At 49.8% G+C, this 9273-nt stretch carries 6 protein-coding genes; 1 reads left to right on the forward strand and 5 read right to left on the reverse strand.

Features of this window, described 5'->3' with window-relative positions:
* Positions 1–307: 307 nt before the first annotated feature.
* The 4 genes from infB to rimP form a co-directional block, all read right to left on the reverse strand.
* Complete coding sequence (gene infB / locus ACE1AQ_RS00850; RefSeq protein ID WP_008203459.1) at positions 308–3367, reverse strand: translation initiation factor IF-2; 3060 nt, start codon at positions 3365–3367, stop codon at positions 308–310.
* Between the two features lie 109 nt (positions 3368–3476).
* Positions 3477–3758, reverse strand: a complete 282-nt coding sequence (locus ACE1AQ_RS00855; RefSeq protein WP_008203458.1) for a YlxR family protein — start codon at positions 3756–3758, stop codon at positions 3477–3479.
* Positions 3755–4951, reverse strand: a complete 1197-nt coding sequence (gene nusA, locus ACE1AQ_RS00860; RefSeq protein WP_008203457.1) for a transcription termination factor NusA — start codon at positions 4949–4951, stop codon at positions 3755–3757. The genes ACE1AQ_RS00855 and nusA overlap by 4 nt, the downstream gene beginning before the upstream one ends.
* A gap of 178 nt (positions 4952–5129) precedes the next feature.
* Positions 5130–5600 carry a ribosome maturation factor RimP gene (rimP, locus tag ACE1AQ_RS00865; protein WP_008203456.1) on the reverse strand — a complete coding sequence of 157 codons (471 nt, stop codon included), beginning with the start codon at positions 5598–5600 and terminating at the stop codon, positions 5130–5132.
* A gap of 214 nt (positions 5601–5814) precedes the next feature.
* On the opposite strand from rimP, the gene ftsH reads away from it, so the two are divergent.
* Positions 5815–7710, forward strand: coding sequence for an ATP-dependent zinc metalloprotease FtsH (gene ftsH, locus ACE1AQ_RS00870; RefSeq protein WP_110545882.1), 1896 nt, complete (start codon positions 5815–5817; stop codon positions 7708–7710).
* A gap of 85 nt (positions 7711–7795) precedes the next feature.
* Here ftsH and ACE1AQ_RS00875 read toward each other — a convergent pair whose 3' ends face one another.
* Positions 7796–8584, reverse strand: coding sequence for a response regulator transcription factor (locus ACE1AQ_RS00875; protein WP_008203454.1), 789 nt, complete (start codon positions 8582–8584; stop codon positions 7796–7798).
* Positions 8585–9273 lie beyond the last annotated feature (689 nt).

Here is a 9273-nt window from a genome sequence, read left to right on the forward strand (position 1 = left end):
AGTGGGGGAGTGGGGGAATTATGAATTATGAATTATGAATTATGAAGTGGGGAGGTGGGGGAGTGGGGGAGTGGGGGAATTATGAATTATGAATTATGAAGTGGGGGGATGGGGGAGTGGGGGAGTGGGGGAGTGGGGGAATTATGAATTATGAATTATGAAGTGGGGAGGTGGGGGAGTGGGGGAGTGGGGGAATTATGAATTATGAATTATGAAGTGGGGAGGTGGGGGAGTGGGGGAATTATGACTGATAACTGATAACTGATAACTGATAACTGACTCCTGACTCCTGACGGTGACCGTCTAATTAACTGGATAAAGTGCGGCGTTTCATGACCATTTCGTAGGCTTCGATAATGTCGCCTTCTTTCCAGTCATTGAATTTAGAAACACCGACACCGCACTCGAAACCGGTGGCCACTTCCCGGGCATCTTCCTTCATCCGTTTGAGGGAATCAAGAACCCCCTGATAAACAATTTCCTTGCCGCGACGCACGCGCAGGAAGCGGTTCCGCACCAGTTTACCGGATTGGACATAACAGCCCGCCACGGCCCCACGACCGACGGTGAAGACGGCCCGCACTTCGGCGAAACCGAGGTGTTCTTCCACTTCTTCGGGGTCGAGAAGACCTTCCATCGCCCCTTGAATATCATCGAGGAGCTTGTAGATGATATTGTAATCGCGGATATCGACCCCTTCCCGATCGGCGGCAGCCCTGGCCCCACTGGCCAGGGTGGTATTAAAGCCCACCACCACCGCACCACTAGCGGCGGCCAGATCCACATCGGTTTCGGTGATTTCCCCCGGAGAGGCGAGGAGAACGCGAATCTGCACTTCGTTTTGGGGTAACTGTTTAAGCGCACCGAGGATGGCCTCGACGGAACCTTGCACATCTGCCTTAAGGATGAGATTAAGTTCCTTGAGTTGTCCTTCTTGAGCTTGGATAGAGAGGGTGCTAAGGCTAACGCGACGGGAGGAGAGGGCCTGTTGTAAACGGGTGTTGCGTCGTTCGATCGCCCGTTGATCAGCGATCGCCCGGGCCTCTTTTTCACTTTCATAGACATCGAATTCATCGCCAGCGGCCGGGACATCACTAAGACCGAGGATTTCCACGGCGAAGGAGGGGGTGGCCGCTTCGACTTTTTGACCGCGATCATCGATCATCGCCCGAATTTTGCCGAAAACGGAACCAGCGACGATGCTATCGCCCACCCGGAGAGTGCCATTCTGGACGAGCAGGGTAGCCACGGGCCCTTTGGTGCGATCGAGGTTAGCTTCGATGACGGTTCCCTTAGCCAAGCGATCGGGGTTAGCGACCAATTCTTCTACTTCTGCCACCAAGAGGATCATTTCCAGCAGATTATCGAGATTTTCACCCCGCAGGGCGCTAACGGGAACCATGATCGTCTCACCGCCCCAATCTTCAGCCACCAGTCCCTGTTCGGTCAATTCCTGTTTAATCCGGTCGGGGTTAGCCGAGGGTTTATCGACTTTGTTAATGGCCACCACGATGGGGACTTCGGCGGCCCTAGCGTGACTAATTGCCTCTTTCGTTTGCGGTTGTACGCCATCATCGGCGGCTACCACCAGCACCGCTATATCGGTGACTCTCGCCCCGCGGGCGCGCATGGCGGTAAAAGCTTCGTGGCCGGGGGTATCCAAAAAGACAATCTGTTCTGGTTTGCCGTTATGTTCCACATCGACGTGGTAAGCACCGATATGCTGGGTGATGCCGCCGGCTTCTCCTTGGGCGACTTTGGTTTTGCGGATCGAGTCGAGGAGGGTGGTTTTACCGTGGTCAACGTGACCCATAATGGTGACGACGGGAGGACGACGCTGGAGACTTTCCCAGTCGGAGACATCGATCATTTCCGTGGTTTTGATTGCTGCCGACTGGGTGCTGGGGGTTTCCACGGCCATCTCGAAGTCCCTGGCGATCATTTCGATGGTGTCCACGTCGAGAGTTTGGGTGATATTAACCGCCATCCCTTTAAAAAATAGGGTTCTGATGATCTCGGTTTCGGGGACTTTCATCAATTCCGAGAGGTCGCGCACAGTGAGACTGCCGGTGATGATGATGCTTTCCGGGCGTTTTTCCTCTTGGGGTTCTTGGCGCTCGCTTTTCGGACTGCTGGTATGGGCGCCTGGTTTACTAGGCCGCTTAACTTTGACTGCTGTTGGAGTGCCGGGGGTGGTTGCTTTCGCGCTGGGCGGTTTGGGGGGACGAGCGGTGGAAAGGGTAAAACTGGGGGTGTTGATTAACCCGGATAGTTCCGATTCTAGATCATCGTCATCTTCAAAGAGAGCCTGGGTGCGGCGTTTGTTTTTGCCGGCAGTTTTGGCGGTTTTGGCCGCTTTTTTCTCTTCTTCTTCTTCTTCTTCCCAGCTAGATTTTTTGGCCATGCGAGGGGGCATGGTGGGTCGTTTGAGTTTTTTCAGCCCGTCTGCTCCCAGCAATCCGGTATCTGTATCGATTTCTGTGCCATCAACACCAGATTTCTTGGTGGTATCGGTTTCTTCCTCGCCGGTAGCCGAGATTTTGGCGGGCAAACCGGGGCGAACTGGGCGCTTCAATTCCACCGTCTCCCGCACTTCTCTGGCTGGTTCCCCCAGTTTCGGGCTTTTTCCGTCGGTTTTGCGGTTGAGGGTCGGTTTTTCGGGTTTAGCCAAGCCAGCCCTGCGCTCAGGACTAGGGGCGTTTTCGCTCTCGCCGCGCTCGCGTTTTTCTCCCCGGGGCCTGTCGTTACTGCCGGGGGCATTTTTGGCTCGGGGTTCTGGCCGGCTCGAGGCGGTTTCAGGGCGTGGTTTCTGGGTGAGGGAGGGTCGATTGGGTGGGGCGATCAAGGTGGGGGCTGCTTCTGGGACTAGCGGGGTTTCGGTCGGGGTTTCTTTAACACTGGGGGTTTGAGACAGCATCTCTGCTGCAGTGGCGGTGGCTGCATTCTTCTCCTCCGTAGGGGGAGTTTTTTCGGCCGCCTCGTCGCTCCCCCAGGGAGCGACGAGGGGTTTCACCGGGGGACGGGGGGGACTGATTAAAGTCGGTTTGGCCGAGGAACTGCCGGAACCGGGATAGTTTAGCCCCTCTTCGCCGGTTTCGGGGCGGTTGTGTTTATGCAGGGCTAAAATCTTTTGTTTTTTTTCTTCGGCAGGACTAGCCGATTCTCGCTGACCCATGCTAGTTTTCCCGGTACTCGAGGCCACTCCCTTGGCCGCAATCGCTTTGATGCGTTGGGCATCCTCTTCGCTGATCGTGCTACTGTGGCTCTTGTACTCGATGTTTAACTGGTCACAGATGTCCAAAATGTCTTTGTTGTCTAGATTCAATTCTTTTGATAAATCGTAAATTCTGACTTTCGCGTTACTCATCCATTATCCCCCGGCTAAATTGTTAGTGATCCTATAAGTTGGCTGATTTTTTGATCCTGTCAGGAGCCCCATTTCTATGCTAACGATTTTGTGGCTATGATCGTCAATTTTAATCCTGATTTGCTCGACCTTGCTCGCCAGGCCCGAGTCGCTCTTGCAAGGAGTCATAGAGCGTTTCGGGAATATTGGCTTTTAGGGCGCGTCCGAGACGATTTTTTTGCCTGGCTAGTTGCAGGCAGTGGGACTGCGGACAGATATAGGCGGCTCTTCCCATGCCTTGATCTAATTGTATCTGTCCGGACGGGTGTAGTCGGACAATTCGCCAAAAGGATTCTTTCGGGGCGAAGAGACGACAGCTAATACAGCGTCGATAATTGACGAAGGGATTCATTCTTCTTCTAAATCCTGCAATTCTAGGTCTTTTTCAGCGTTTTTTAGCTCTTGTTCGCCTTTATAGAGGGCGATATCCTTAATATCGATTTTCCAGCCCGTCAGACGGGCGGCTAAACGCACGTTCTGCCCTTCTTTGCCAATCGCTAAACTTAATTGATCCTGGGCGACCAGTACCAATGCTTGTCTTTCTTCGGCATTAGTGAACAAAACTTGGTCGATACGGGCGGGACTAAGGGCATTGGCGATGTAGGTGGCCGGATCCGGAGACCAACGAATCACGTCGATTTTTTCCCCCCGCAATTCGTTAACCACGGCTTGAATCCGCGAACCTCTGGCCCCAATACAGGCCCCAACCGGATCCACGTCTCTTTCTAGGGTATCGACGGCGATTTTTGTCCGCGAACCAACGTGACGGGAGGGGGGATTGGCTTCCCGGGCGACGGCGACAATACGCACGATTTCCTCCTCGATTTCGGGAACTTCGTTGGCGAACAGATATACTACTAAACCCGCCGCCGCTCTGGAAACGATTAATTGCGGGCCCCGGTGAGAACCTTCTAGGACTTTTTTGAGCAGCACTTTAAAGGTGGCGTTGGCCCGATAGTTATCGTTGGGCAGCTGTTCCCGTTTGGGTAGTTCTGCTTCCACTTCCGGTTGACCGTAGGTGCTTTGTACCATGACAATAGCGGCCTGTCTTTCAAAACGGACGACCCGGGCCTGTAAAACCGTTCCTTCTAGATCTTGGAACTCCTCTTGAATCAGTTTGCGTTGGTTATCCCGCAGTTTTTGCAGTAAAACCTGTTTAGTTTGAATCGCCGCCATGCGACCAAATTCTCTTTGGTCGGGGGTGACATCCAGAACTACTTCATCCCCTAATTGGGCCTCATCGGCCACTTCTTGCACTTCTTTGAGACCGATGTGATGGTCGGGATTAGTCACTTCTTCGACAATAGTTTTAGTAGAAAGGATGCGAAAGCCTTCTTCTTCTACGTCTAATTCCACATCAAAGTTATTGAAATAATCTTCATGAAATTGAGCTGCTTTTTCTAAACTTTGGGCGCGGCGATAACGTTCGTACCCCTTGATAAGGGCTTCACGCAAGGCTTCCTGTACGGCATTTTTGGGCAGATTATGTCGTTGGCTAATTTCTTCGATCATCATTTTTAACCCAGGCAAATTAACAGTGGCCATAATTATTTTTTCTCCTTACTTTTGAGTTATTAGTTTTTTATCCGTCAGCCTTGTATCAGTTATCAGTTATCAGTTATCAGATGTAAGTTATCAGATGTAAGTTTTAAGTTAATCAGTTAGTGAGTTATTTATCTTCATCCTTATCCCTGATCACTGTTTACTGATTACTGTTTACTGATCACTGATTATTGCGCTGCTCATCTAAACGGACGCTGATGACGGTAGTGCGATCGATGGTCAGGGAGCGACCTTTTTGGTTAAGATAAATAGATTGCTCATCTCTACCTTGCAGTTTTCCGCGCCATTCTTGTGGTTTTCCCTGGCCATCCTGGCCGGTAACGATGACGGGAAAACCTTTAAAAGACTGAAATTCGCGCTCGCTGCTCAGTTGTCGAGAAATGCCGGGGCTAGATATTTCTAAAACGTAGGTCCCGGGTAAGACTTCTTGACTGTCGAGGGCGGTTTCTAGGGCCCGACTCATCTGCTCACAGTCCTCTAAACCAGTATCTCCCGTAAGATTGCGAATATCGACGCGCAGGACGGGAGGCCTTTTATTGGTTTGGAAAACGATATCGACCACTTCTAGCCCCAAGTTTTCAGCGATAGGGGTGGCTAGGTGCAGCAGGTCGGGAATGAGCGGATGGGTCATGATTTGGACAATAAAAAAAGCGGGCGAAACCCACTTCCCTAAACTGTTAGTGATTGGGATAGGCAGTGGTTAGACCACCTAGCTAAATATAGTATAGCAAAAAACCGTCATCACTATTTCCCCTCAGGGTCGTGCCTGGGGGAAAACAGAACAGTGGTCACGATCGAGTCGATCTGTCACAATGAATACAGGGTAACTAGATATAGAGTCAATTATGGATCAAAAATCTCCGCTCACCGTAGTTAGAGCCAACTCAGCTAAGAATCGTGGTAATCGGCAAGTATGGAAAGGGATTGTCAGCACTTGGATGATTCTGCAAACCTTTGGCCATGTCACTCCTGCTTGGAGTCAAAAAAACCCAAATACCCTCACCTACGGTGAATTGTTAGAGAAGATTGACCAAGGCAAGGTAAAAAAGGTGGAAATCAATCCTTCTTTGCAGCAGGCAGCAGTTACCCTCGTCGGTCAAACGGATAAGGATCCCCCGAAAGAAGTCAATTTATTTGACCAAAATCCCGAATTAATCAAGAAACTCGATGCTGAAAAAATTGAGTACGGCATTCTCCCCAGCACTGACAATTCGGCCTTGATCAATGTTCTCACTAACCTGTTAGTGATTATTCTCGTCTTGGGATTATTGGTGTTTATTATCCGTCGTTCTGCCAATGCTTCCGGTCAAGCGATGAACTTCGGTAAATCAAGGGCGCGGTTTCAGATGGAGGCGAAAACCGGCATAGAATTTAATGATGTGGCGGGGGTGGATGAGGCCAAGGAAGATTTACAGGAAGTGGTGACATTCCTCAAACAACCGGAAAAATTTACGGCTATTGGCGCAAAAATCCCGAAAGGAGTCCTGTTAATCGGGCCACCTGGGACGGGGAAAACTTTACTGGCTAAAGCGATCGCAGGAGAGGCGGGAGTGCCTTTTTTCAGCATCTCCGGGTCGGAATTCGTGGAGATGTTCGTCGGGGTTGGTGCGTCGCGAGTGCGAGATCTGTTCCGAAAAGCCCAGGAAAATGCCCCTTGTTTGGTGTTTATCGATGAAATTGATGCCGTTGGTCGTCAACGAGGGGTCGGTTATGGGGGAGGTAATGATGAACGGGAACAAACCCTGAACCAATTATTAACGGAAATGGACGGTTTTGAGGAAAATACTGGCATTATCGTCATTGCCGCCACCAACCGTCCCGATGTTTTGGATTCGGCCCTTTTGCGTCCTGGTCGTTTTGATCGACAGGTAGTGGTGGATTATCCAGATTTTAAGGGACGTTTGGCCATTTTAGAGGTCCATTCTCGCGATAAAAAGGTGGCTGCCGATGTGGCGTTGGCGGCGATCGCCCGTCGCACCCCCGGTTTTACCGGGGCAGATTTGGCTAATATGCTCAACGAAGCGGCGATTTTTACCGCTAGAAGGCGCAAAGAGGCCATTACCATGGAGGAAGTCAACGATGCCATCGACCGGATTGTGGCCGGTATGGAAGGGCGCGCTTTAGTCGATAGTAAAGCCAAGCGTTTGATCGCCTATCACGAAGTCGGCCATGCGATTGTCGCTAGTCTCTGTCCCGGCCACGATCAGGTGGAAAAAGTCACCCTGATTCCCCGGGGTCAAGCGCAGGGGTTAACTTGGTTCACTCCCGATGAAGAACAGGGTTTAACCAGTCGTTCCCAGTTATTAGCCCGAATTGCGGGATTATTAGGGGGAAGAGTGGCGGAGGAATGTATCTTCGGTGAGGATGAAGTGACCACCGGTGCCAGTAGTGATATTGAAAAAATTACCTATCTGGCCCGACAGATGGTAACGCGTCTGGGAATGTCGGAATTGGGATTAATTGCCCTAGAGGAGGAGGGCAATTCCTATCTCGGTGCTGCTGGTGCCGGTTATCATGCCGACCATTCTTTTGCGATGATGGCGAAAATTGATGCACAAGTAAGGGAAATTGTCAAGCAATGCCACGATTTAGCAACAAAAATTATCCTTGACAATCGTGGGGCGATTGATCGCTTGGTGGATATACTGATTGAACAGGAAACCATTGACGGCGACGAATTTCGGCGTTTATTGACGGAATTTCAGCGACAAGCGGATCGGTCAATGGTGACTACGGTTTAACTGGCCCTTCGTCTCCTCGCTTCGATTCAGTGGTTAGGAGACGATTTCCGCCAAAAATCTGCTCATTGGTCGGACAAAGCCAAAATTAACGACTAACATTGTGAGCGGGAATTTTACTCATGGAATGACCGTTATGATTGCCTTTGGTGGGGGCAATAATATTAGCTTCTAAAGCTGAATTGATCTCGGCCAACATTTCTAGATTGAAACGATAGCCGACGTTGCGGACGGTTTGAATTAAATTAGGTTGTCTGGGATCAGTTTCGATTTTTTTCCGCAAAGACAGAACATGAGTATCAATTGTCCGGGGATTATCGATTTCCTCGGGCCAGGCGCGACGCAGTAAATCAGCTCTTGATAGGGGTGTTCCCTCCGCTTGGGCTAAAACGTAGAGTAGGCTAAACTCTTGGGGCGTTAATTCGATATACTCCCCGCGAAATTGTACCCGTCGTTGGGCTAAATCTATTTTTAATTCCCCATAATCCAAGTGTAGGGGAGCTGCCCCACCGCGTAAACGACGGGTTAACACTTCCACCCTAGCCATAAATTCTTGCATTCCAAAGGGCTTTCTCAGGTAGTCGTCGGCCCCGGCTTTTAAACCATTGACCACATCTTTTTCGCTATTACGGGCCGAGAGAATCAGGATTAAAGACTGTTTTTGTTGATCAAGCCAACGGCAGAGTTCGATTCCATCCCCATCTGGCAAGTCGGAATCGATAATTGCTAAGGTTGGTTGACGATGAAGGAAAGCTTGACGCGCACTTTGCAGGGTTGCCGATTGGTTAACAAAATAACCGGCCTGTTGCAGATGCCAAGCTAATAGCGATCGCAAGTGCGGGTTGCCCTCAACAATAGAAATATAGATCGATACCACCTGAGTTTCTGCCCCATTACTGCACAGATTGACACATTGTCAGGGTATCAGAATTAATGTCAAGATGTTGTAACAATCGTAACATTCGTTAGCCGTCAGACTTCGGCGTGAGCTTTTGTCGAACGCTTTTTTCTCCCTGCTCCCATCTCCCGTCTCCCCTTCTCCGCTTCTCCCCTTCTCCCCTTCTCCCCACTTCATCATTCATTCATCATTCATAAGTAAGTAAGTACCTAAGCAAAATTAATTACACATATCTAACCACCTCTTGCCTCTTGCCTCTTGCCTCTTGCCTATCTTCACTAGGAAATTAATTTTGCACGACTACTTAGGTGGGTGGAATTAAATATAAAATGAACGTAGGTTGGGTTGAAGCATGAAACCCAACACCCGCATGGGTTACGCTACCGCTAACCCATCCTACAAATAATTGTGCCTACCTACTTAGCTGGTTATAATTAAATTAAAAATGGATTTGAGGTTCGATACCCCCTTGATCCTAGGGCTGTTTCATTCTCCCATCAGAATATCAAAAGTAAAAGCGATCACTGTCTTTGTAAAATGAGAAGTGACCGCCAACCTTTCAAATATATGTTGAGCTTAATAGAAAAACTGAAACAAGTCAAGGACTTTCGGAAAGATCAAGGAAAAAGACACCCTTTATGGATAGTATTAGTAGTAATAATACTGGG

It is taken from the genome of Microcystis sp. BLCC-F209 (assembly GCF_041928595.1).
In the GTDB taxonomy this organism is placed as follows: domain Bacteria; phylum Cyanobacteriota; class Cyanobacteriia; order Cyanobacteriales; family Microcystaceae; genus Microcystis.

Excerpts from the sequence above, each read along its gene's own strand:
- infB (WP_008203459.1), bottom strand. The coding sequence starts at position 3,367 with ATGAGTAACGCGAAAGTCAGAATTTACGATTTATCAAAAGAATTGAAT.
- ACE1AQ_RS00855 (WP_008203458.1), bottom strand. The coding sequence starts at position 3,758 with ATGAATCCCTTCGTCAATTATCGACGCTGTATTAGCTGTCGTCTCTTC.
- nusA (WP_008203457.1), bottom strand. The coding sequence starts at position 4,951 with ATGGCCACTGTTAATTTGCCTGGGTTAAAAATGATGATCGAAGAAATT.
- rimP (WP_008203456.1), bottom strand. The coding sequence starts at position 5,600 with ATGACCCATCCGCTCATTCCCGACCTGCTGCACCTAGCCACCCCTATC.
- ftsH (WP_110545882.1), top strand. The coding sequence starts at position 5,815 with ATGGATCAAAAATCTCCGCTCACCGTAGTTAGAGCCAACTCAGCTAAG.